Source organism: Prevotella veroralis DSM 19559 = JCM 6290, assembly GCF_000377625.1.
GTDB classification, from domain to species: Bacteria; Bacteroidota; Bacteroidia; order Bacteroidales; family Bacteroidaceae; genus Prevotella; species Prevotella veroralis.
Genome location: NZ_KB898329.1, coordinates 143916 through 167863, shown reverse-complemented (window position 1 = coordinate 167863; position 23948 = coordinate 143916). Strand labels below are relative to the sequence as shown.

General features: G+C 41.4%; 25 protein-coding genes. 11 read left to right on the top strand and 14 right to left on the bottom strand.

From position 1 onward, the window contains the following. Window positions 1-29: 29 nt before the first annotated feature. On the bottom strand, window positions 30-566 hold the full coding sequence (locus D464_RS0106355; RefSeq protein ID WP_024985686.1) for an HDIG domain-containing metalloprotein: 537 nt from the start codon (window positions 564-566) through the stop codon (window positions 30-32). A gap of 75 nt (window positions 567-641) precedes the next feature. Next, a complete protein-coding gene (locus D464_RS0106350; RefSeq protein WP_018910659.1) occupies window positions 642-2420 on the bottom strand; it encodes a biotin/lipoyl-binding protein in 1779 nt (592 codons plus the stop codon). Between the two features lie 143 nt (window positions 2421-2563). On the opposite strand from D464_RS0106350, the gene D464_RS0106345 reads away from it, so the two are divergent. The 4 genes from D464_RS0106345 to D464_RS0106330 all read left to right on the top strand — a co-directional run bounded on the left by D464_RS0106345 (window position 2564) and on the right by D464_RS0106330 (window position 5400). Then, window positions 2564-3379: a hypothetical protein gene (locus D464_RS0106345; protein WP_018910658.1), complete on the top strand. Its 816-nt coding sequence runs from the start codon at window positions 2564-2566 to the stop codon at window positions 3377-3379. A 508-nt stretch (window positions 3380-3887) separates the two neighbouring features. Further along, on the top strand, window positions 3888-4124 hold the full coding sequence (locus D464_RS0106340) for a helix-turn-helix transcriptional regulator (protein WP_004382497.1): 237 nt from the start codon (window positions 3888-3890) through the stop codon (window positions 4122-4124). Continuing rightward, the gene (locus D464_RS0106335; RefSeq protein WP_018910657.1) at window positions 4121-4456 is read left to right on the top strand and encodes a HipA N-terminal domain-containing protein; all 336 of its coding nucleotides are present in this window, start codon (window positions 4121-4123) and stop codon (window positions 4454-4456) included. Before D464_RS0106340 ends, D464_RS0106335 begins: the two co-directional genes overlap by 4 nt. After that, window positions 4453-5400, top strand: a complete 948-nt coding sequence (locus tag D464_RS0106330) for a HipA domain-containing protein (protein WP_018910656.1) — start codon at window positions 4453-4455, stop codon at window positions 5398-5400. The genes D464_RS0106335 and D464_RS0106330 overlap by 4 nt, the downstream gene beginning before the upstream one ends. A 242-nt stretch (window positions 5401-5642) precedes the next feature. On the opposite strand, the gene D464_RS0106325 is transcribed toward D464_RS0106330, so the two are convergent. The 3 genes from D464_RS0106325 to D464_RS0106315 all read right to left on the bottom strand — a co-directional run bounded on the left by D464_RS0106325 (window position 5643) and on the right by D464_RS0106315 (window position 8532). Beyond that, window positions 5643-6659: an endopeptidase gene (locus D464_RS0106325; RefSeq protein ID WP_238309012.1), complete on the bottom strand. Its 1017-nt coding sequence runs from the start codon at window positions 6657-6659 to the stop codon at window positions 5643-5645. 38 nt (window positions 6660-6697) lie between these two features. Further along, window positions 6698-7153 (bottom strand): preQ(1) synthase, encoded by a 456-nt coding sequence (gene queF, locus D464_RS0106320; protein WP_018910654.1) that lies wholly within the window; start codon window positions 7151-7153, stop codon window positions 6698-6700. A 686-nt stretch (window positions 7154-7839) separates the two neighbouring features. Further along, window positions 7840-8532, bottom strand: coding sequence for a queuosine precursor transporter (locus D464_RS0106315; RefSeq protein ID WP_018910652.1), 693 nt, complete (start codon window positions 8530-8532; stop codon window positions 7840-7842). Between the two features lie 174 nt (window positions 8533-8706). On the opposite strand from D464_RS0106315, the gene D464_RS0106310 reads away from it, so the two are divergent. Then, window positions 8707-9543 carry a TlpA disulfide reductase family protein gene (locus D464_RS0106310; RefSeq protein ID WP_036908718.1) on the top strand — a complete coding sequence of 279 codons (837 nt, stop codon included), beginning with the start codon at window positions 8707-8709 and terminating at the stop codon, window positions 9541-9543. Window positions 9544-9589: 46 nt separating this feature from the next. Here D464_RS0106310 and D464_RS0106305 read toward each other — a convergent pair whose 3' ends face one another. Then, window positions 9590-10534, bottom strand: a complete 945-nt coding sequence (locus D464_RS0106305; protein ID WP_018910650.1) for a calcium/sodium antiporter — start codon at window positions 10532-10534, stop codon at window positions 9590-9592. A 369-nt stretch (window positions 10535-10903) separates the two neighbouring features. Beyond that, window positions 10904-11575 (bottom strand): Crp/Fnr family transcriptional regulator, encoded by a 672-nt coding sequence (locus D464_RS0106300; RefSeq protein ID WP_004382486.1) that lies wholly within the window; start codon window positions 11573-11575, stop codon window positions 10904-10906. Window positions 11576-11712: 137 nt separating this feature from the next. On the opposite strand from D464_RS0106300, the gene D464_RS0106295 reads away from it, so the two are divergent. Together D464_RS0106295 and D464_RS0106290 are read left to right on the top strand one after the other, a co-directional pair. Next, the gene (locus D464_RS0106295; RefSeq protein ID WP_018910649.1) at window positions 11713-12237 is read left to right on the top strand and encodes a hemerythrin domain-containing protein; all 525 of its coding nucleotides are present in this window, start codon (window positions 11713-11715) and stop codon (window positions 12235-12237) included. Between the two features lie 21 nt (window positions 12238-12258). Further along, on the top strand, window positions 12259-12600 hold the full coding sequence (locus tag D464_RS0106290; RefSeq protein WP_018910648.1) for a DUF488 domain-containing protein: 342 nt from the start codon (window positions 12259-12261) through the stop codon (window positions 12598-12600). An 85-nt stretch (window positions 12601-12685) separates the two neighbouring features. Here the strand turns inward: D464_RS0106290 and D464_RS0106285 are convergent, their stop codons facing one another. Beyond that, window positions 12686-15529, bottom strand: a complete 2844-nt coding sequence (locus tag D464_RS0106285) for a choice-of-anchor J domain-containing protein (protein WP_018910647.1) — start codon at window positions 15527-15529, stop codon at window positions 12686-12688. A gap of 433 nt (window positions 15530-15962) precedes the next feature. Here D464_RS0106285 and D464_RS0106280 point away from each other — a divergent pair, with 433 nt between their 5' ends. After that, window positions 15963-16370 carry an Hsp20/alpha crystallin family protein gene (locus D464_RS0106280; RefSeq protein WP_018910646.1) on the top strand — a complete coding sequence of 136 codons (408 nt, stop codon included), beginning with the start codon at window positions 15963-15965 and terminating at the stop codon, window positions 16368-16370. Between the two features lie 165 nt (window positions 16371-16535). Here the strand turns inward: D464_RS0106280 and D464_RS0106275 are convergent, their stop codons facing one another. From D464_RS0106275 to nusB, 5 genes are all read right to left on the bottom strand, one after another. Continuing rightward, window positions 16536-16973 (bottom strand): DUF5606 family protein, encoded by a 438-nt coding sequence (locus D464_RS0106275; RefSeq protein WP_004382481.1) that lies wholly within the window; start codon window positions 16971-16973, stop codon window positions 16536-16538. A gap of 55 nt (window positions 16974-17028) precedes the next feature. Continuing rightward, window positions 17029-17607, bottom strand: coding sequence for a dephospho-CoA kinase (coaE, locus tag D464_RS0106270; RefSeq protein ID WP_018910645.1), 579 nt, complete (start codon window positions 17605-17607; stop codon window positions 17029-17031). Beyond that, window positions 17604-18614, bottom strand: coding sequence for a CdaR family protein (locus D464_RS0106265; RefSeq protein ID WP_024985687.1), 1011 nt, complete (start codon window positions 18612-18614; stop codon window positions 17604-17606). Before D464_RS0106265 ends, coaE begins: the two co-directional genes overlap by 4 nt. Before the next feature lie 30 nt (window positions 18615-18644). Beyond that, a complete protein-coding gene (yajC, locus tag D464_RS0106260) occupies window positions 18645-18974 on the bottom strand; it encodes a preprotein translocase subunit YajC (protein ID WP_018910643.1) in 330 nt (109 codons plus the stop codon). Between the two features lie 82 nt (window positions 18975-19056). Continuing rightward, window positions 19057-20130 carry a transcription antitermination factor NusB gene (gene nusB, locus D464_RS0106255; RefSeq protein WP_026284650.1) on the bottom strand — a complete coding sequence of 358 codons (1074 nt, stop codon included), beginning with the start codon at window positions 20128-20130 and terminating at the stop codon, window positions 19057-19059. Window positions 20131-20392: 262 nt separating this feature from the next. Between nusB and D464_RS0106250 the strand changes: the two genes are divergently transcribed. Genes D464_RS0106250 through D464_RS0106240 form a run of 3 tightly spaced genes read left to right on the top strand, consistent with a single transcriptional unit; the run spans window position 20393 to window position 22039 of the window. Then, complete coding sequence (locus tag D464_RS0106250) at window positions 20393-21007, top strand: 50S ribosomal protein L25/general stress protein Ctc (RefSeq protein WP_018910641.1); 615 nt, start codon at window positions 20393-20395, stop codon at window positions 21005-21007. A gap of 14 nt (window positions 21008-21021) precedes the next feature. Next, window positions 21022-21594, top strand: a complete 573-nt coding sequence (pth, locus tag D464_RS0106245; RefSeq protein WP_018910640.1) for an aminoacyl-tRNA hydrolase — start codon at window positions 21022-21024, stop codon at window positions 21592-21594. Window positions 21595-21628: 34 nt separating this feature from the next. After that, window positions 21629-22039, top strand: coding sequence for an RNA-binding S4 domain-containing protein (locus tag D464_RS0106240; RefSeq protein ID WP_018910639.1), 411 nt, complete (start codon window positions 21629-21631; stop codon window positions 22037-22039). A 329-nt stretch (window positions 22040-22368) separates the two neighbouring features. On the opposite strand, the gene D464_RS0106235 is transcribed toward D464_RS0106240, so the two are convergent. Beyond that, window positions 22369-23931, bottom strand: a complete 1563-nt coding sequence (locus D464_RS0106235; protein WP_026284649.1) for a hypothetical protein — start codon at window positions 23929-23931, stop codon at window positions 22369-22371. Window positions 23932-23948: the final 17 nt, after the last annotated feature.

Below are 23948 nucleotides of genomic sequence, written 5' to 3'. Positions count from 1 at the left end.
AAAGATTAGAAAACAGCAGAGAAAAGCACCTAATCGAAGCACTTTTCCCACTCACGGAAGCGGAGAACACCCTCTTCACCGAACTTCGATAGGCTCTTTTCCGCCTGTTCAATCGTCTTCTCTCGATCTATGTGCGTCTTAGAAAAGAATTTATCTGCATAACAAATCACCTTTTCTTCCATCGTTTCGGGTAGGAAATCTTGCTGCGGAAGAGGGAGATTTTGCGCTATAATCTGCGCTTTTGTAATCCCAGCACCCGTATGTCGCTCACAAACACGAGCATGACGTGGGAAGCCTTCTGACCTTAATAACTCTGCTCCGATACGCCCGTGACAGATGTAAGGTTCGGTCCCGAAACACTGAATGCCAGCCGCATCGCACTTGAAAATACCTATATCATGCAACATAGCAGCCTCCTCCAAGAACGCACAATCAAGCTTTAATTCTGGATGATGAGTCGCTATTGCTAATGCCTTATCAGCCACACTGCGACTATGAACTAAGAGGATGTGACGAAGCTCATTGTCGGTTGGGTAATACTTATTGATGATTGAAAGATAATCCATAGTCATAAACGAAAAAGTCACGGTCTCACTCAATAGTAATAGACCGTGACTTAATATTTTTTTAATGTGTTTTACTTATTCAGCATGCTCACGCTCAATGTAAGCAATAACATCGCCCTTGTTCACCTTAGCACCTTGCTTAGCGTTGATCTCAACCAACTTACCACCGAGTGCAGCTGGAACAGTGACGAACTCGCCCCAAGGAGCCTGGATATAACAGAAAGCATCGCCCTCTTTATACTCCTTGCCAATGAATGGCTCTACAGCTGGAGCAGCCTCACCATCGCCCTGGAACTCCCAGAACAACTGACCTTTGACAGGAGCAACAAGTGCATCTGCCTTTGCATGCTTAAAGGCTGCAGCCTCTTCTGGGCTAACCTTTGCGCCGAGCTTAGCATCCTTAGCAGCTTGAAGATCAGCCAAGAAATTCTTCTTAGCCTGTCCGCTCTTGTAGTTGCGATACTGCTCTGGGTGCATAGCCAATTCGAAGAGTTCCTCCTCATCCTGACCATAGTCCCAACCATTCTCGTCCATTTCCTTGCGGAAATCCTCAAGATTGTTCTTCAACAATGTATGTGGGTCTGCATCTGTGAACTCAAGTCCCTTCTGCTTAGCTAAGTCTTTCAACTCTTGACAGATCTCACCTGGTACACGACCACTCTTTCCGAGGATCATACCCCACATAGAATCGTCCATCATAACGAAGCGTCCCTTACCCTGCTCAAGAGTGAGGAGGTTCATCAATGCGATGTTCTTAGTATATTGTGAGAATGGAGTTACCAATGGAGGATATCCTACACGAGGCCAAACATAAGCAACCTCATCGAACAATCTAATCAACATATCGTCAACAGAGAGTTCTTCCTCGCCTTTCTTCTTACGGAGGTTATTAATAGTAGAGCGAATACCACCGAGGTCGGCCATCATTGAACCCATCATACCACCAGGCAAACCACAGCTAAGGAGCAATGAACTCATGATCTTATTCTGTGGATTAATGAAGTAACCCAACCACTCATCGATGAATTCCTGTGTCATAGCACGCGCCTTCATATAGGCGTCCATATTGATCTCTGGCACATCAAAGCCTGCATTCTTCAACATACTTTGTACAGAGATAACGTCTGGGTGCACCTTACCCCATGACAATGGCTCCATAGCAACATCAAGGATATCGATTCCATTCTTAGCAACTTCCAACATAGATGCCATTGAAAGACCTGGACCTGAGTGACCATGATACTCCAGCAACACATCTGGGTGCTTCTCCTTAATACGACGAGTAAGCTCACCTAAGAAAGCAGGCTGACCAATACCAGCCATATCCTTTAAACAGATTTCCTCTGCACCAGCTGCGATTTCCTCATCAGCCAACTTGGTATAATAATCCAAAGTGTGAACAGGAGAAGTTGTGATACACAATGTTCCCTGTGGAGTCATGCCTCCCTCCTTAGCCCACTTCAATGCAGGAGCAATGTTACGAATATCGTTCAGACCATCAAAAAGACGTGTAATATCAACGCCCTGTGCATGCTTTACACGATACATCATCGCACGAACATCGTCAGGAACAGGATACATACGCAAAGCATTCAAGCCACGATCAAGCATGTGAGTCTTGATACCTGCCTCATGCAGAATCTTGGTATAAGCACGAACAGCCTCATTAGGGTTCTCACCAGCCAACAAATTAACCTGTTCGAAGGCTCCACCATTGGTTTCTACACGCGCAAAACAACCCATCTCAACAAAGAGAGGAGCTATACGTACCAACTCATCCTTACGTGGCTGGAACTTACCAGAGCTCTGCCACATGTCTCGGTAAATGAGACTGAACTGTATTTTCTTTCCCATATCTTATATTATTTCTATCTAAATGAAGGTGATTGCAACCTGCAATCTCAGCTTGCAAAATTAGATAAAAAATTCCAAAAATCATCTGACATACAATATTTTTTGCAATAATTGACTATCTTTGCAGCATAAAAACAACGTACATGAAGAATTTCTTTTTCCCCCTTTTAAGTCTCTCTCTATTGTTGCTCACGGCATGTTATAACCAAGCTTCAACAGGTGATCATGGGGCTATAGACATTGAAACAAGTCTGAAAGGTGATAGTACTCGATATGGACTGGCATGTGATGGGTGCTCTGATTCGGTCATAGTCTTCCTCCCTGATGAGGGTGGAGACCCTATAAAGTTTGACATTGTGACGGCTAAACGTAATAACATGGTATATGGTGATATACAGATTGGAGATAAACTGGCGATTCTTCCGAACCCTATTGATCCATACGAAGCAGCTATGGTTATCGACCTTGAACAGATGAAGGGGACATGGACGTTTCAGGTTCTTCCGAAGTTGAAACCTAACCCAACGAAGACTGAAGATGAGATTCTTGCAGGGATGAGTGACTCTTTGAAGAAGGCTCTCTTCATCCCTCGAGAGTATGGATTCACGCTCAAGAGTTATAATCAAGCGTCCCCCGTGGGATATATCATGAAGTCAAACTCTTTGGAAGATGAGAGTCCTGTAGAATACCCGAAAGTAACTGTTTACACCAGTTGGCATATCTACAACGGTTGGTTGTATATATACAAGGACACCATTGATGAGCGTGGGCACCGTATTCCACAAGACTCTGTTGGCTTTGATGCAGGCTCTATGCGTTACCTATCAGCCGATTCTATGGCTGCTCTCTTCGGTAAGAAAGTCATGCAATACCATCGTAAGAAGAGTGCAATGGAGGCTAACAAGGAAGCACAAGAGGCTGAGGCAAAGGCTGCAAAGCAGGACACAATAAAGAAGTAAGATCTCTCTTTTTTAGCTCAAAAAACATAATTCATAATTCAAAATTATGGTTACTTCGAGTTGACGAGTTGATCGGTCAACAAGTGGACTGGTTATTTGTTCTGTGAAATAGAGCACTACAAAGTAGGGACAGACGAGGGCATCTGTCCCTACTTTGAAGCAGGCTTTTCAATCAACAATACATGACTTATAACTATCAGTAAACATACATCAAATAGAGAGAGGCACCACATCACTTTCGTTCAAACTATCTCTCTTTAGACAAACTCCCCTTCTCTCAAAATTAGGTAGGGCTTCCCTTCATTTGACGAGACGCCTTCCTTGCTATGAGAAAGGCGTTTCGTCATAAGGAGATAAGTACCTTTTAAATAAGAGCCACCAATCACCTATATTATACCCAATAGGGTGTAATTACGTTAAATAAGCATAAGATTATACCCGTTAGGGATGTTTAGCCCTCTTTTTCATAGTTTTTCTGTATATTTGTACCCGATAAGGTATAAACAAGATGGAGAATAATCAATTATCAACCACACTAAAGCAGCTACGCAAAGAGTATCATCTGACACAAGAGGATATGGCTTTCAAGGCTGGAGTAGGTCTTCGATTCATCCGTGAGATGGAGCAAGGAAAGGCTACTTTGCGTATGGATAAGGTGAATCAAGTACTTCTATTGTTCAACTTACAACTAGCACCTGTACCCATACCAAGGAAGGAGTATCCACCCAAATATTCATCAAAATGAGACAAGGACAAGTATTTGTTAGAGATCAAATGGCAGGTATCATAATAGAAAATGAGACTGGTTACAACTTCACTTATTCGCAAGAGTACCTAAATAGTAACCATCCCACACCTGTTAGTCTCACTTTACCATTAGGTCAAAAAGACTATCATAGCAATGTTCTCTTTTCCTTTTTTGATGGTCTTATACCTGAAGGTTGGATGTTGCGCATTGCTGAACGGAACTGGAAAATCAATCAACGTGACCGCATGGGACTACTTCTCTCATGTTGTCGTGATTGCATAGGCGATGTCAGTATTGTACCTATTGAGCAAAAAGAAGAGGAAAGATGAAACGATGTTTGTGCTGTTATAAACAATTACATGCAGGTGAGATTGATTATCATTCACATTGTATAAAGAAAGTATTTGGTTCTCTCATAGCTCCAGAACTACCTTATACTCGTAAAGACATCAATGAGTTAGCACAGATTGTTGTTGCTAATAGGACTACTGTGACTGGTGTTCAATCAAAGTTATCAATAGATCTTGAACATGATTCTGTAGGCAATCCACAACGCCTAACGATTGTAGGCGTCATTGGACGTTACATCCTTAAGCCACAGACAGAACGATTCGAACGATTGCCCGAAATAGAAGATCTCTCCATGCATTTGGCTGAGATTGCAAAAATCCCAGTCGTTCCTCATGCACTCATTCGGTTTGCTGATGGTGAATTGAATTATATCACACGGAGAATAGATAGGACAAACGATGGCAAGAAACTGCCTATGGAAGATATGTGTCAATTGAGTGGAAAGCTCACAGAACAGAAATATCAAGGTAGCTATGAATCGATTACAAGTATCATAGAACAATATTCAAGTATACCACAACTCGATAAAATAAACTATTGGCAACAGGTTGTCTTCTCATGGATTATTGGTAATGCAGACATGCACCTAAAGAACTTCTCCTTGTATAGTCCACAAATAAATCGATATGTCCTCAGTCCAACTTACGATCAAGTCTCTACAAAGATCGTCATGCCAGAAGATACAGAAGAAATGGCACTATACCTCAATGGATTCAAGAAGAAACTTCTTGTTTATGACTTTAGGGAAGCAATGTTCTCCACAGGCATTTCCGAGATAGTTACAAACAGAATACTTTCCGACTTCTCAAAATTTAGAGATAAGTGGTTTGCTTGTATAGATGCATCTTTTATAAGTGATGACCAGAAGCTATCATACAAAGCCCTTATCGATAACCGATTGGAGACATTAGCAAAGGAATAGTTGCCCCTTTATACACAAATTAGAGTAAATTACAGGACTTTCCGAAGTAGTTTCTTACACGATGTAAATACTCTATAAATAAAGAGAGAGATTATATTTGCTGTCACTCCCGTCATTACTTATACCAGAAGAAGATACTGATAAATAAGAAGTTATACGGAATGTTAAAACTGACAGCAAATAAAATTAAAAATAAATTAGGGGTTTATAGTGCTTTATTGAGAGCTTTTATTTTAGGTAAATCATTCTGCTTTGTCCACAACTTGCAATAGATCACGACCCCGTACATGCTTATTTGCAAATAGACGAATGATATTCTGGAAAGGAGCGGGCATGTGTGCAAAGTCGCTATTGTCGCAGTCAAAGACAGTACGCCTATTTACATTAAGCCATACACATACATCTCCTTGACCATAATGTTCAACGTCTTCGTCATGATCTATATATTCCTCTGGATGCTGGTGAATGAAAGCAACAATACTATCATTCGCCTCCTGGGACAACTTAAAACTAACTTCATTCTTAGAATCAAACCCGCCCCCGTCTACACTCATCATCCGTGTCCGTGTGTTATATTCGAACTCGTAGTTCGGAAGAGACCTTCCGTAACACGATAAATGACCATTGAGAATATAGTTTCGTTCCTTCATCAGATAAGACTTACGCAGGTTTAGCACTTCCTTCTGATGCCGCTTATATAATAAGGAGTCTGTAACAAAAAGGCTATAAGCCTTCATGCCTCGGGCTTTATCAAGCTTATTATCCGACCATGCAATCAGTACTCCCCACTGGTCATAGAACTTCCATTGTGCAGAATCAAGGATTATCGGTGAATCGCCAGTAAATCCTTTATACTTTACCTTATCTATTATTCCTCCCCTATCACACACGAAGAACGAACACACCTGTGACGCATAACCATCTGTAATGATATGAGTCTTATCCTTATACCATACCGCCTTCGGTCCATCAATAGAGAACACAAACAAACCAACAACACCACAGACGAGAACGATAACACTCATAAGGATGATGACCAACACACCCAATATCTCATTATAGTTAAAGCTCTTTCGGATTATTTTCCCTATAGGATAAAGCCATATAGGAAGCGTGCCAAGCATGCCATAGTATAATAAGGTATCGAATAAGGGTTCCATCCGCAAATCTGCTGGTAGACATATATGTAATGCCCACCAACAGAAACTTAGTAGGATGTGAACCCAGAATATGGAATATACAATCCGCTTAGTTGTCATAACAATCAGCATTTGTTACGAACAAGGAACATACTTCTTTATTCGTGCGTGATAAACCGTTGTTCGGCTAACTGCTCGTATTTCGTACCCTTACGACCATAGTTAGCGTACGGATAGATACTGATTCCCCCACGAGGAGTGAAGATTCCTGTCACCTCAATATACTTAGGATCCATGAGCTTAATGAGGTCCTTCATGATAGTATTCACACAGTCTTCATGAAAATCACCATGATTACGGAAGCTAAAAAGATAGAGTTTAAGACTCTTACTCTCAACCATTCGCTCGCCAGGGACGTATGAGATACGTATCTCTGCAAAGTCTGGTTGTCCCGTAATAGGGCACAGACTCGTGAACTCAGGACAGTTGAAACGCACCCAATAGTCATTCTCTGGATGCTTGTTCATAAACGTCTCCAACACCTCTGGCGCATAATCCATTCTGTATTGGGTTGCAGAACCTAACGACTGTAAGCCCTCTTCGTTTCTTTCCATAATCGTTTATATTGTTTTACTTGCAAAGGTAATACATTGTTGGTAAATTGCAAACACCATTCTCATATATTACCACCCTAACCAACATCTTATAGGCTCAAGGTTCTCTCCCACCCGTTCCATTATTATTTACTCCACGTCTGCGAATCATTTCTCACGTGCTCTGCATCTTTTACAAACGTATAAAAAGTTTATCTCATCGTGATGAGACATAAGTTTCATCATGAAGAGACACTCGTTTTATCATGATGAGACACGAGTTTCATCGTGATGAGACAAATAAAAGGTACGGAAGATAAAGACGTAAAACACATGAGAAAAGAAGAAGATACAAGGAAGAAACTGAGTGAAACTGTATTAGACAAGGAGCGCAAAACGCACAACTAATAGGAACCGATATTGAATAATCCGAATAGCAAGCGGGGTTCTGGTTTGTTGTGCAACCTTACTCATAGTAAGCTCACTCGCATAAAGTTGCTCTGCATTAGATTAGATATTTACGAATGTTTGTCTTCTTATTTTGCCTCACAATGCTATCCCTACTTTGAGACAATATTAGGCACACTACCAGAACTTACAGAAGATTAGCCTCCATTAGATACTACTACTCAAGCCTTACTTACATCGAAAAAGGGATGTGCCAACCGATTGACACATCCCCTTTTAATCGTTTATTCCCTTGTGCGCTACTGCAAAGAAAATATCTTCCAAATGCTGTAATTCACACCATTGTCATAAACATCTTCCCCTTCATGCGCCTTTAAAGCCTTTACAACTCGAATCGTTATAGGCAAAGCTATTACCTCGTAAAGCGTCTTTAAGACCACCTGCCAGAGCATTAGTTTTGGCAATTCAGGAGTTGGAACAACTCCACCCAACGCCAATGGGAAGAAGATGAGAGAGTCAAGACTCTCACCTGCTATGGTACTCAAGATGGCACGCCATGAGAAATGACGACCTCCATCACGTAGTTTCATCTTACTCATGACGTAGGCATTAGCGAATGATCCCAATATAAAAGCTATGAAAGAGGCTGCTGCCACACGTGGAGCAAGACCAAAGATAGCATGGAACCCAGCTTCGTTAGTCCAATACGGAGCACCTGGTATCCAATCACATAAAGCCCCCATAGATACAAAGAAGAAGTTCATTGCAAAGCCCGTCCATATCAACAGACGCGCTTTTTGGAATCCCCATACCTCACAAACACAGTCGTTGATGATGTAAGAGATGGGGAAGACGATGAGTCCACCCGTCAATGAGATACCTAACACAGAGATTTGCTTTGTCTCGAGGATGTTTGCCGCAATAAGGCAAACGCAGAAGAGGATGCTGAAAAGCATAAACAGCACACTCACTTGTTGTCTACTTTTTATCATTGTCTTGTTTTGTTAAAGGGGGTTGAGCAAGTACCCCTATACCAATTAATTGGCTGCAAAGGTACACTTTTTATCTGAACTACCGTAACAAGCCCTAAAAAAAAGCTAAATACACGTGGAGATCAGCATATTTTCATTACTTTTGTAACCATATATATAAACCAAATGAAAGATATGAAGAAAATCATTTTAATGACCATGTTGGCTGCTACAACACTTGCTGCTAGTGCGCAAGATACAAAGCCATACGAGAGTAAGATGTCGCAGATTGAGACTGAATTTCATAAGTTGGAAGCTGAACTCACTCCCTTGCGCCAGAAAGATCCATCTACATTCACAGAAGCTGATAAGGCTAAAGTCACAGAGATTATGGCAAAGGCTGACTCACTAGATAGTGTGCAGTTGGCTACTGTACTAGAGATTGCTGAGAAGTTCAAGACTACTACTTTCCCTGCAAAATATATTGCGGAGGTGGCTGACGGATTACAATATGAAGATTTAAAGAGGCTATGTGACCCATCAACGGGCTATTACAATGCGCCAGAGATGAAGAAAGCCAAAGATTTATATGAGATGTACAAGCTACGCGAACCAGGCTCTATGTATAAAGAGTTGGTAATGACCGACCTCAATGGTAAGCAAATGAAGCTAAGCGATTGGGCAGGTAAGGGTAAGTATGTGTTCGTCGACTTCTGGGCTAGCTGGTGTGCACCTTGCCGCAAGGAGATGCCTAACGTTGTGGAGGCTTATAAGAGATATAAGGACAAGGGACTAGAGATTATTGGCGTTAGTTTCGATGACAACAAACTCAAATGGTCATCTGCTGTTGAGAAGCTCGGTATGACTTGGCCTCAGATGTCTGACCTGAAAGGCTGGCAGTCTGCTGCTGGTAAGGTTTATGGCATTCGATCTATTCCTTCAAACATACTGCTCGATAAGGACGGCAAAATCATTGCAATGGATCTAAGAGGTGAAGCTTTGCAGACGGAATTAGCAAAGTTATTGAAGTAATATATATAAAGTGTGTCAGATAGCCGCGCTATTTGACACACATTATTTAATAACACAACACGACCATATAACCGATAAACACTATTGTAAGGACGATTCCTTCCCACCTTGCAATCTTATACTTCGTGAAGGAGAAAAGCCATACTAACAGCGTTGAGAATACCATCATTGAGAGGTCTAACATTGTTATACCTTGCAAGTGCATAGGAGTTATTACACCTGTAACGCCCAAGATTGCAAGAATATTAAACACATTCGAGCCTAAGACATTGCCAATAGCAATGCCACTATTGCCTTTACGCGCAGAAACAACACTTGTTGCTAACTCTGGTAGGGAAGTTCCTCCAGCCACAATGGTTAGTCCGATGACTGCTTCCGACACACCGATATGCTCTGCCACCTTCGTTGCTCCTTCCACAAAAAGATTACTGCCTCCTATCAAACAAGCTAATCCAACGATTATCCATACGATAGAGAACCATGCTGCCATAGGTTTTTTATTATCTTCAATGGGGACTGTCTTAGCTGTGGTATCATCGTCTTTCGTCTTAGCACCCTTCAAGGTGACATACATAAAGACAAGGAATAGCACAAAGAGGATGCCTGCATCCAACCTACTAATATTACCATCAAGACACATTATTAATAATATAATTGAGGCAAATAATGCAAAAGGTATATCCTTCCGAACGGTTGACTTCAAGATAGTCATAGGTGCTACCCATGCAGAGACACCAACTATCAACAGCGTATTAAAGATATTCGAACCAATGATGTTACCTACAGCCAAGTCGGTAGTCCCTTTGAGTGCAGACACAAGACTCACACAAAATTCAGGCATACTTGTGCCCATCGCAACTATTGTTAACCCTATCACAATCTGTGGCATCTTCATCTTCTCAGCCACTGCTACAGCCCCGTCAGTCAGTCGGTCGGCTCCCCATAAAACGAGCACAATGCCCACGAGGATAAATAAAACATTTAGTATCATATACTTCTTTCTCTTTTGGCGGGCAAAGATACAAATAAAAAGCAATATGCCAAAATGTTAGTTCTGCATCAATTATGGGCTACTTACAATGCAGTTATTTGATAAATAGCCCTCATTTCATCCATTATTTGCTTCCAAGTTGCCCCTCTTCACAATATGAAAAAGACTAAGGTCTATGTGTAACGGGGCAATGCCTCGTTAGCCAAGAACAAAGATGGCAAAAATAAAGAGACGCTCTTCTTAACATGAAGAGAGCCTTTCCTTACAACAAGGAAACGCCCTTCTCAATTAGAGAAAAGCGTCTCCTTATATTTCCCATTAGGTACTCCCCTCCTTGAGAGGGGCTGGAAGAAGTTCTAGATATACTCTTTAGCCAGCAAGCCCACGTCGATTAAGTATCTTAATAATCTTACCCTTAATCTCGATAGCACCTTCTTTCTCCAAATCGGAAAGTACACGCAGAAGAGAGAACTTCTGTATTCCGAATGAATCAGCAATCTCCTGACGTGAGCGTTCAAGGTGTATCTCATTACTACCCTGCTCTCCTGCACGCTCTAAGAGTAGGTAGGCTACCTTCTCACGGACGGTAAATAGACTAAGAATCTTCATCTTTTGCGTAAGGAAAACGTCTATATTAGAAAGGATACGAATGAAATTCATGCGGATAGCATCATCATTATCAATAAGTGACTTCAGGCTATCGGGCTTCATACGAAACAATTCCACACGCCCATCAGTCTCGACACTAACGGGTAGACTTCGGTCTTTAGAGAAGATAAAAGCAGGCGCAACAAGATTACCACTTCTCAGTCGGCTCACCTCTACTTGCTTACCCGACAGGGCTGCCATACGGCATATCAACACACCACTCACAACAATATCTACTGATCGACAAGGCATTCCTGCTAGCGCATAAACATCATGCGGAGGTAGAGAAACCAACTGATGTGGAACGTTCCCCAGCGTTATTTCTATCTCAATATCACTCATCCCTGCAAAAAGCGGACAGGCACGAAGGGCTTTCATAACATTACTTTCCATGCCTGCAAAGATACAAAGAATACTCGTAATCTTATACTTTTAACGTGCTTTAACCCGATATGGTCACATTTGTTACTCCCCTCCTCCCGTTATTTTTAATACTTTTGCAAACAAGAACAAGATAACAATTAAAAGATATGTCACAGGCACAATTCAAAACAAATATCCCTTTTGAGACATGGGATCTAGACTTACTTGTTGATTACGTATTGAAGTTTCATCATCGTAACACACGCAAATATGGTAATGAACTATTAGAGAGACTGAACCAATTAGCAGCTAATCACCCAGAATTAGATCGTGTTGTAGATCATTTCCGCAATAGTATTGCAGACTTAGACTTGCATTGCCAGAAAGAAGAGAACGTACTCTATCCTTTCATCCTAGAGCTTTTCAATGCAGCAGAATTGGGTCAGGAGCACGCTCCGTTCCACTGTGGTTCTATCCAATTCCCTATCAATGCAATGATGGCTGACCATAGTGATGAGATTGAACGACACGATCGCATTGCAGAACTGACTAATAACTACACAGCCCCAGAAGGTGCAGAACCTGAATATGTAAAGGCTTTGGTCGACTTAAAACAGTTCCGCAATTATCTCTTGGAACATATCTATGTGGAAAACGAAGTGATATTCCCGAGAGCATTAGCTATAGAATAAGGTTTTTAAAAAGAGTAGATTATGAAACTAAAACGTGTTTACTTGCCGGCAGAAGAAACCGATGGTTATCGAATACTCGTAGATCGATTGTGGCCAAGAGGCGTTAGTAAAGAGAAAGCGAAGATTGATCTTTGGCTGAAAGAGGTTGCTCCGAGCAACGAATTACGTAAGTGGTTCGGGCATGACCCAGAGCGTTTCAACACGTTTACCGAGCGTTACAAAGCAGAGTTACAAGTATCTGGCGCATTGGAGGAGTTACGTCACGCCATCCAAGAACATCCTAATGTAACACTACTTTATGCGGCACATGACGAGCAACATAACAATGCCGTCGTCCTGCAGGAACTGCTCGAAACAACATAACCAAACATAGGGACAGATATTATCATCTGCCCCTGTTTTGCTTTATATACTGACAATTATGGAGAATATGTCAGTTTTTTAGTATTTAACGTATCAATGAGAAACTCCTCACAACATTATCAGTTCTGAGCTTCAAAATAAAGATCTTTGAATGAAAATGAGACAGATCAATTTGCTCTTGATAAGTCCCCTGTTGTAAAAGACTGCCATCCGTAGAGAAAAGTTGATAGTGTTGATAATTACCTTTGACAACCAATTGTGAACCAATAATTGCAGGAGATGGCACGTTCTCTCCATTACTTGTTATGTCATCAATACCTGTGTCAATAGGTTGAGCAAGTAGTTTCACAACAATGGGTTCTGCTCCACGAGTCTGAATAAGCAATGCCGCAGCATGAGTTTTTGTATCATTACTCTTGAAGCCAACGGCAATAGTTCCTCCTTCACTTGGCAACTTACTATGCGAAACCTTAAAGTATTTTTTCTGACCAGAAGGAGTTAAAGTGAGAGTAATTGGAGCCTTAGTACGGTCAGAGAATACATTTATCGTCTGAGGCGTCATCTCCTGTCCTGCATGGAACACAAACTTGATAAAGTCATTATCAATACTCAATTCAGGAAGATCAGTGCGTCCGAAAGTCACATCATCTATCATGAAGTTAAGAGATGTGCGTTTACCTCCCACTGGACTATAGTAAGAAAAGGCAACATGGAAGTTGTCGTCAATGGTAAGTCCATCCACTTTAGATAGGTCGATACGATAATCAAACCATGAATCAGCCTCAAGCTGCACCCCAGCTGGAACGTAATTAGAGAGATCTATATAATAAGGTGTAACCTTCCCGTCCTTTTCTGCGAGGATATAGAATCCAAAGACTTCTTTCCCATCAGTAGTCTGATTGCGATACATCAAGCTAAAGGTTAGGTCTTTACTCTTTGCTTTTTTATAAGAGAGGGTCGGTGAGATAAGCCAGCTCTCATGTTCTCTGTTATCTTCCACACCATATTTCAAGAAAGAGATCTGTGCCACCTCATTCTCAACAACTGTCTGCGCTGCATCCTTCTGCTGCCACGCATAGAAGGGGCGTTCACCTAGAAGGGTAAGATTCTGCCACCCGTTCAATCCAAGAATACGTGTATGGCGTAAGCCCGAAAATGTCTCATTGAGAACTTCTAATGGTTCCTTATCGGCTTGCTTCAGCATGGCATCTTCTATCTTATCAAACTTCTGACGTGTTTCTAACGTATTCGGAAGAATCTTCACACGCTCTACAGTTATATCAGAAGTGGCTACGAAGCGAATAAGCGTTGGACGATGCGTATTAACAACATACTCCCCAGCGCCATTTGCAACAGCTAATAAGATCCAATGTCCACCTCCATCAATGGAATATTCTGCCTTGCATTGCTTGGCACTAGTGACTGGTAACAATTGAAGTGTATTAACTCCATTGGCTATTAATTCATCATAATAGAGTGTACCTGACGCTGACAAGGATACGTTACTCTTATCTTTCCACTTACCATCAAGTTTCCAATAACCCAAATCAAACTTATGATAACCTGTCCACGCAGTACCTACGAAGCGTTTATCCATCGCACGATCTTCACTGAAAGACTCTACTAATTCCGTGGAAGTTGCAGCCTTTGCAACGCCTTTGAGATGGATAACTAAAGTGTCAGCCAATACACTTGAGACCTTCAACATAGCTTCATATTCACCTGCTTCACGTGGTGCGAAGGTTACCTTAACAGGGCGTTGATAGAGTTTGCCAGAGCCTGTTGCATAATAATACTGCCCCACATCAATACGGAAAGCTCCATTTACCTTTTGTGTTAAAGCCAGATTCACACTTGTGATAACATCGCTGATTTCAAACTCAAGCGACTGCTCATCCGTTTTGTTTGGAGCGGCTACGAAAGTACGAACTTGTTGACCTGATTTAAGTTTAATAGATGGTGTTGTTCCCGCTTTCTTGAAGTAGCTTGTCAATGAAAGAGAACCACTGTTCTCTTGGTCTGCACCCGAAAAACGTAGCTTATAAGTGCTACCACCCACATAAACTCCAGCTTTTTGTGGAGTAATTGTCAGATGTGCCTTGATGGTTCCATTCTTTGGTAACTTATCAACATCTAATTTCATCACAGAAGCAGACTGCGTTCCAGCAAAGTTAGGAGCTTGATCTGCAGCTAAGTGCATACCTTGTAAGGCAACAGGATAAGTCTCTGACTTCCCCACCTCACCCACTATTGTGCGGAACTGAGGCAAAACGGCAACAAGAGGGAGAATGTCTTTCTTAGATAGACGTAGGACACTAAAGTCGTCCATACGTACTTGGCTTTCTGGAGCAATCAGTAAGGAAAACTCTAATTTTACGGCTCCTTCTGGACAGATGGTGCGGAATTTCAACTCGCCGTACGCCTTCATTCTACCGAAGTAAATATCTGGATTATTGATAAAATCCTTCTCTGTAGATGGAAGTTCTTTCCCCGCAGCATCCAACCAACGCAAAGCAAGACGGAAAGGTCCTTCTGGGCGTTTGCTAGTTAACGTACAATAATGTAGAAGACACTCTAGTTCGTCACCTGCAACAACTTCCTTGTCAGCTCGTTTCAGATCAATTACCTGTTTGAGAGATCCCACCTCATTTTCAGTTTGAATACCGACCCCAAAACCTGTATCACTACTATACCGATCACTTCCCTTGAGCTGTGTTACGGTTCCTACAGTTTGCCATTGTACAGGCTTCCCTTCATTAAAAGAATAAAAGTAAGGATCCTCCAGTAACTCAATAGTTGGCTTTTCAGAACCTGCTTGTGCAGTGGCATTAGTCACATTAGGCTCCTGAATCTTTGCAGATAACACGTTTGTAAGGGATAGAAAGAAAATACTTACAAACAGCTTCGTTGATAAGGTAAAATGTTTCATAAGCTTTGGTTATTTAATTAAAATATTGCAAATATAAATATTAAATATATAAAATCAAAGAATGAAAGCACTTAATTCAATTATGGAAGTAAAAATTAGAAAAACAAACTCAATTCATTAAGAATATTCTCTGATAATCTCCAATGCACAGAATGCTATCCAACTCGTATCTAAAACAGCAATAAAACAAGATTACCTCGCAATGAATTCACATAGAAACAACTCTCCTCTTATAGCCTTTTGCATCTCCTTGATAGACATATCAGTGTCTTTCATATCGCATTCATAGTATTAATATGATAAGAATCTACGCCTATGAGACATAATGTCATTACATTTTGACAAAATGACACACATAGTCTATTGGTATGCTCCTTGCATTATGGTCAGTACAAAAACGATAATAATAACATAAAGTAAAGGAGATTAAGATATGTATAGAAATTCATGGTTACCAGAAGTTTTCAATGACTTTTTGAATACAGCAAATATGCCTAAGACAAATGCAACAGCACCAGCTATCAACGTACTGGAGTCTGAAAAAGAATACACTGTGGAGCTTGCAGCACCTGGATTAAGCAAGGAGGATTTCGATGTAAACATCAATAGTGATGGCGACTTAACTATTAAGATGGAGAAGAAAGCCGAGGAGCAAGAGAAGAAAGGTCATTACTTGCGTCGTGAGTTTGCTTACAGCAAGTACGAGCAGACACTGATTTTACCTGATGATGTACAAAAGGAGCATATCGCAGCACGTGTTAATAATGGTGTGTTGACGGTTGTTTTGCCTAAGATTCAGGTTCAAGAGCAGAAGATTGCAAGACAGATTGCTGTAGACTAAAGATTTGAAAGACTTTGAGATAAAGTCTAGTTGTCTAGTTATTGATGAAAGAAGAATTATACTGAATTGAATAAATTGTGATGTTAAAAGCCCCAAGTACGCTTGTACTCGGGGCTTTTCCTTATTCTAACACTTAGTTGCTCTAAGCATTTTATATGATTTCAATTACTTTCTGTCATCGATGTTATCACCCTCGGTAGGCTTCATATCCTCTTCAAAGTTGGTTTCTCCTGCCTTTACAAGAATCTCGTACCATTGAAGAAGTTTCTTGATATCACTGTTGTGAACGCGGTCACGATCAAAGTTAGGAAGCACCTCTCCAAAGTACGCTTGTAGCTCCTTTGCAGATGCCTTACGCCAATTAAGGGAAGCAACTTTGCCATTTTCTTTATCACGCAACTTAGTCAATATTTCGCCCAATGGCACATCCTCGCTATCAGTGAACATTGCAATATCAGCAAGACTGGTTACTCTGTCGGTAGCAAAAGCTGGTTGACGCTTGTGCGTCTCATCGAGTGATTCAACGATAAGATTCGATTTACCACGGCTAACCAACTTATAGAGTCCTGGTTTGCCTGCAATTGAAAGAATTGTCTGTAACATTTTCTTATAAATTGTTTATTGTTAAATTATTCTGAATTAATAACTCTCTTTATTCTTAGGAATGGTTCTCTGTGGAAGATAGTTGTGTGAGCAGGGAGTCTATCTGCTGGTCTAATGATTGTATTCCATCATTGATAATTTCATAATCACTACGCTTCAAGACTGCTTCTTGCGGTAATTGTCGGTTTATCCAATCGAGAGTTTTCTCTCTACTGATAGCATCCCTTTGCATAACACGTTGTATGCGCACTTCAATCGGAGCAGTGACACATACCACCTTATCTATATGTGTGCGCTCGTAGAAACGACTATCAAAGAGAATGGCACTCTCTATCCACGACATTCCTGATTGTTCGAAATCACGTGCAACGGCAGGATGAATGATATTATTAACAGCCTGCACATGGGCATCATCACGAAGGAGATAATCGGCAAGAACAGCTTTCTGCAATACACCTTCTTTATATACATGCTCGCCAACTAACAGCTTTAGATTCTTTTGCAACTGAATCGAAGTGCGCATGAGTAACTTAGCATGGGCATCACAATCGTATACCTTTATACCTCGCATAGCTAATATTTGGCACACATAGGACTTACCACTACCAATACCACCTGTTATTGCAATAATCATCGCTGCTCAATTAAATAATCAACAGTATTGACTGACGGACGAACATTTCGAACCCCATTAGGAGTATTGAGGATATATAGGCGGCATTTGTCTGACTGGCTCGATTCTATGTCCTTATAATTAACAACGATGCGGAAGTCTACGGGCAGTAATTCCTTTGTCTCTGCATTCTTCGGCATACTACGCATACGATATGCACCAACGACAAAGCGAACCTTTACCTTACTTGGGAACGTGCGCATTACCTTATCTTCTGGCATGTTGATCGCCTCTATTGGTACTTCAACGTTTTCTTCCGTAAGGACATCAGGGTAGAGTTTCATCTTCACTTTCGATGGTATGCACTTCGCATTCGTGAACTTCCGAAGATCAATCGTCATCTCCTTTACGTCGGTGAAATTGGTAATATACTGACGTTTTGTATAGACAGTTTGAATACTATCCAATACATTCCTAGCTGCATAAACTTGTACACTATCGGGAACAAAGTCAACGTGTGCTAGATAATAATTCTTACCTGGCACTACCGTTCCTAATAAATGCACAGGAACCTTCTTATGTTGTCCGAAGTTGAAAGAAAATGAGAACTTACCACTCTTAATAGAGGTTATCTTTGAGCTTTTTGATAACTGAAAATAAATCTGCTTTTGAAGATCTGCAACAGAGATGTTGCCTCGGCTATGTCCATCAGTATAGAGTTTGTAATCTGCATATATAGGGCGAAAAACGTCTTCTGCCCCATAAGCAGCTATCATATAGCCTTTATCGCGAACCGTAAAACGAACAACAGAGTCTGGCTCACTGGTAATAACAACATTACGGGGCACATCTGCCATACGAAGTGGTATGCTAAACTCTCGCTCATACGTCTCATTCAACGTCATAATGAGCCAAAAACTGCCACTTAATATTAGGAAGAACAAAAAAATCAGAAACTCCTTGTTGATGATTATCGACAAGAAGCTTCTGAAGAAACTGAGTGTATGCAGCGATTTGCCTATCTTCATCAAATGAATTACTCCTTTATGAGATCATTTCTACTTTGTCTGCCCCTGTTGGGAAGCCTGTACGCTAGCAAAGACGTAACCTTTGTCTACAGTGATTACAACATTGTGTGCAATCTCTATATCCACCTTGTTGGTTGCCAAATCAATCTTCTTGACTGTACCGTAGATACCACCACCAGTAACAACAGTGTCACCTGCTTTCAATGCATTCTGAAAAGCACGTATTTCTTTCTGTTTCTTCTGCTGTGGGCGAATCATTAAGAACCACATGATGGCAAAGATTACTACCATCATGACTATCATCTGCCAACCACCACCACCTTGGGTAGGTTGTGCTGCTAAAAACATAGCTGTATTCATTTTATCTATTTATTACTTTATTGTACTATTAAAAATGTTTGTCTACATGAAGAACCCTTATTCAAAAAGAAAGCAAGCCACACTATTCGACTTCTAATTGCGTATCTTCTGGCTGTACAGGATTAGCAGCATCCTGATCTGATGTCTGATCAATCGTTGGGCGACGTCCTTCACGATGGGGAGCTTTGTTCCTCTGATTATCCTCATAAGTACGACGAGGACGTGGTTCTGGCATCGCCTTCATCATCTTACCTGTTTTTATAAGATGGCGTGCGATTGTATCAAGCATACCATTAATGTATCCGCCACTGCGTGGCGTACTGTATAACTTAGCTAAATCCACATACTCATTGATGGTCACTGTCGCTGGAATATTAGGGAATGTCATCATCTCAGCAATAGCAATTTGCATGATAACAACATCCATATAAGCAAGACGGGAGAAGTCCCAATTGCGACTTGACTCACTCATATAACGCTGATACTCATCCGCATTAAGGATAGTTGAGCGGAAAAGCTTCACTGCGAACTCGCGATCTTCCTCATCACGATACTCTGGCAATAGTTCTTGATCTGCCTTATTCTCTGGATCAAAACGTTTAATTGTCTTAATAACAAAAGTATCAACAATCTCTTTATCATCGTTCCAATAAAGACTCTTTTCCTCTAGGACAGCATCTAAGTCTGGATTCTCTTGTATCAAAGTACGATAGATTTTCCGCCAAACCTCACGATCTACATCATACGAATCTTCTTCGTTCACCATATACTCTTGGTAGATTGTACTCTGTTCTATCTGATCACAAAGTTTACGAACAACCTCCATATCATCTTCCCAACGATGTTTCTGCGTCTCCATGAACCTGTTGAGCTGCTTATTCTCCTCTAGTTGTACTGCAAACTTATTATAAGCAAAACGTTGAGAAGGAGCCTCTGTTCCTTCACGTGTAGCACGATTAGCATTTATCTCAACGCGATGGCGCTCCTCTTGCGTGATAGATACAATTAAAGCCAAGAGGTAATTGTAGAGATCATACGCTTTTGCCAAACTGAAAAGCAATTCCTTCTCCGCATTGTCCATATTCCTGTTACCGTTCTGATAGTATGCATAGGTTAACTGGACAATCTTAATTCTAATTAATTCCCTATTGATCATTGTCTGTTCTAAAAGATTGTGTTTCTATTGAATTCTTTAACTTTGCAAATGTAGGAAAATTCCTTCGCACATGCAAACAAAACATTCTTTTTCTATGTTTTTTAAGACAATACTTGTGTAGTCCAGTGAAAAGAGGTAACTTTGCACCGCTTTCGGCAAATTGAGAAAGAGATATTAAAAGTTCTATAAAGACTTAGCCTCGTTATTTCTCAGTGTGTGATGGCGAATTAACGTTCATATTAATTTAGAGTAACACAAAGTTATGAAAGAAATTAAAGTAGCAGGTCAGAAGCGTACAGACCTTGGAAAGAAAGCTTCAAAGCAACTTCGTAAGGAAGGTTTAGTTCCTTGTAACCTTTATGGTGAGGCACAGAAAGACGGCAAGCCATTGGCATTGTCATTCACTGCTTCAATGGCAGAACTTCGCAAGTTGGTTTACACTCCACACATCTACGTTGTAGAGTTGGTTATTGACGGCGAGAGACACACAGCAGTTCTTAAGGAACTTCAGTTCCACCCAGTAACAGATGCTTTGCTTCACGTAGACTTCTATGAAGTAAACGACCAGAAGCCTATCGTTATGGGCGTACCAGTTAAGCTCGTTGGTTTAGCACAGGGTGTACGTGATGGTGGACGTATGAACATGTCTATTCGTAAGATCAATGTTAAGGCTCCTTATCAGCAGATTCCAGAGCACCTAGACATCAATGTTACTAATCTTCACCTTGGTAAGAGTATCAAGGTTGGTGAACTAAGTTTTGAGGGTCTCGAGTTGGTAACTCCTAAGGAGGTTGTCGTTTGCTCTATCAAGGCTACACGTAACTCTATTCAGGCTGCAGCTGCCGAAGAGGCTGAAGCTGAAACTGAACAATCTTAAACAGATACAACAAATTGGATAAGTATTTGATATGTGGACTAGGCAACCCAGGTCGTGAATACGAAGGGACTAGGCACAACACAGGATTTATGGTATTGGACGCTTTCGCTAAAGCGTCCAATATTGTTTTTGAGGATAAACGCTATGGTTTCATAGCAGAAACGACTATTAAAGGGCGGAAAATCATTCTTCTCAAGCCTACAACATTCATGAATCTATCAGGGAATGCTGTTCGTTATTGGTTGAATAAGGAGAATATTGACCAAAATCGACTACTCGTTATTTCTGACGATGTCGCATTACCACTAGGTGCTTTTCGCTTAAAAGGGAATGGATCAAATGGTGGGCACAATGGCTTGGGTCATATTCAACAACTCATTGGACAAAATTATGCACGATTACGCATGGGGGTTGGCAACGATTACCCACGTGGAGGTCAAATAGACTGGGTGCTTGGGCATTATTCAGAAGATGATATGAAAGTCCTTCAACCTGCGATTGATTTAGGTGTAGATATCATCAAGAGTTTTGTTTTAGCAGGTATTGATATCACCATGAATCAATTTAACAAACTCGGTAAGAAGTAATACTATTTGGTTTCAAAAAACTAATAAAAGAAGTATGAACGACGTTGCAAGAATAGATAAATGGCTCTGGGCTGCACGTATCTTTAAAACTCGCTCTATTGCAGCAGACGCTTGTAAGAATGGTCGTGTGACGATTAAGGGCATAAACGTAAAGCCTTCTCACACTATCAAAGTGGGCGAAGTAGTAAGCGTAAAGAAGCCTCCTATCACCTATTCGTTTAAGGTTCTTAAAACCATAGAACAGCGCGTTGGAGCAAAACTAATCCCCGAAGTATATGAGAATGTCACCGAAGCAAAGCAATACGAACTACTTGAGATGAGTCGTATCAGTGGTTTCGTTGACAGAGCACGAGGTACTGGTCGCCCCACAAAGAAAGACCGTCGACAGATAGATGCCTTCATCGATCCAGCAATATTCGGCTTTGATGACGATGATGAAGAATAACATGTTTCCTAAAAACATGTCTTAGACCGAATGGACAAAATAATATAATGTTTCTCTCAAGTAACATCGGCTCTGCAACTCCAACCTGTCCCTGTAGATTTCTAACATATTCCCCATGAATATCAAACACATTAAAAATTTTCTCTTAATACGTTCCGTTGTAGTTTTATACGACAACTTGTCTACTATGGTGCACTACCATATAAACCTGACAATATAATTATCCACTATAAATATCTTCAGCGAACTAAAAGTATCTTCAGATAATTGCCATCAAACATAAAGGTGTGTCAAACTTTGCTTTTGACACACCTTTTATTTTAAATATATTATTCTGGCCACAACCAGTGTGCATGTGCACGAGGATTATATCCAGTATGTACTTCATTTTCCTGAACATACAAATCATAGCCATTTAATGTTCCATCAGGACGTGGTGTACTTGACCAATAATATCCTCTGATTCCAATCCACCATAACTGTCCCGTACTTTCTAGATAGATGCCAATAGTTGGCAGGAAGATGTAATCATTCGGGTTGCTAGGTCTGCCTTTTTTAATGTCTGTGTTGCTCTTAGGATACTTGTCATAAATCTTAAAATCTGATTGTACTTTTGTGTAATCAGTCCCACCGGGAGCCGCCTTCTTCATCGCCGTTACACTCGTATGTTCGGCGGCAGCGATACCGCTGAGTTTCTTCAGCCACATACCTCCAGCATACAGATGTTTCATGATGGACCAGAGAGAAGGATCCCAATGAGGATCTCCATACATAACATACCACAACATTTCGTTAGCATTAGGGCAAGCGGCTGCCGAACGTGTTGCAGAAGTCGGGAATGCGGCAGAGTTATACCATCTTGAGTCACTGGATATTTGGGGATAGTTGGCGTTCGTTGCTCCTTTCAGAACCGGCTGGTCGTTCTCATGATCTTTCCATGCGTTCTTTCCCACGGCAGCGTCCCACAGATAGTATCTGTCGCTCGAATAGTGTGTGATTGCCAGATCGGTGCTTACTTTCTTGTTCTTTCCTGCCTTGCAGGTAATGTTATTATAAGTCTTGGATACTGTCCCACGAACCTTCGTCTTCTGGTCGTAGAGAGTGTATTCCACAGTAACATGATGATATTCGCCCGGTGCAAGAACCATTATAGCCGCATTCTTTTCATGGTCTGCTACCTTGGGTATGACGAATCCATCATCCGAACCGCCGTTCAGTGTGAGCGTTATACTCCTGTTGGCAGCAGTTGCAGCGGGGCGGGGTGTCGTATTTATCCCATTGTCATCGAATCTGAAATCTCCGGCAATTGCCTTGTCTGCCGTTACCTTGATCTGCGTCACTTTCACGTCCTCTGCAAACTCAGGGCTGTAATAAGGCGTAAAGACGAGGTAGGATGCTTTGTGAGAGAGTGTGAAGGTGTAGCTCCCGTCACCCTGCCTGCTGGCTTCCGCCGTGCCGCAGTCTCCGTCTGTACCGATGTGCGAGGCATCGTCAGAAGAGCTCTGCGACTGGATCGGACTTATGGTCACCTTGTCACCATTGGCGTTGCCGTTGCCCGTATAACGTACGTTGTATTTCGGTGCGGTGAGTACTCCGGGGAAATAGAACTTAGCCGTAGGAGCCTTAGCCGTGATATTGTCTTTTGTACTTATTGTTAAAGTGCCGGCGTTGTTGATCCACAGCTTGTCTCCTGAAGTCCAATAAAACTTTATCGCCGAACCGTCGTAAGTGCCTGCTGTGCGGGTCAATCCCCCGTCTGCAAACTCTGTCATCCCTGCGGGCACCGTGTTCTGTTGCTTCCCGTTGTCTGCTTGCAAAGTGTCGTCATTGGAGCAGCCTGCCAGTGAAAGCAAGGCTATGACCGGTAAAGCCCAAAAATAAGAATACTTCATTTTTCTACCTTTTCTTA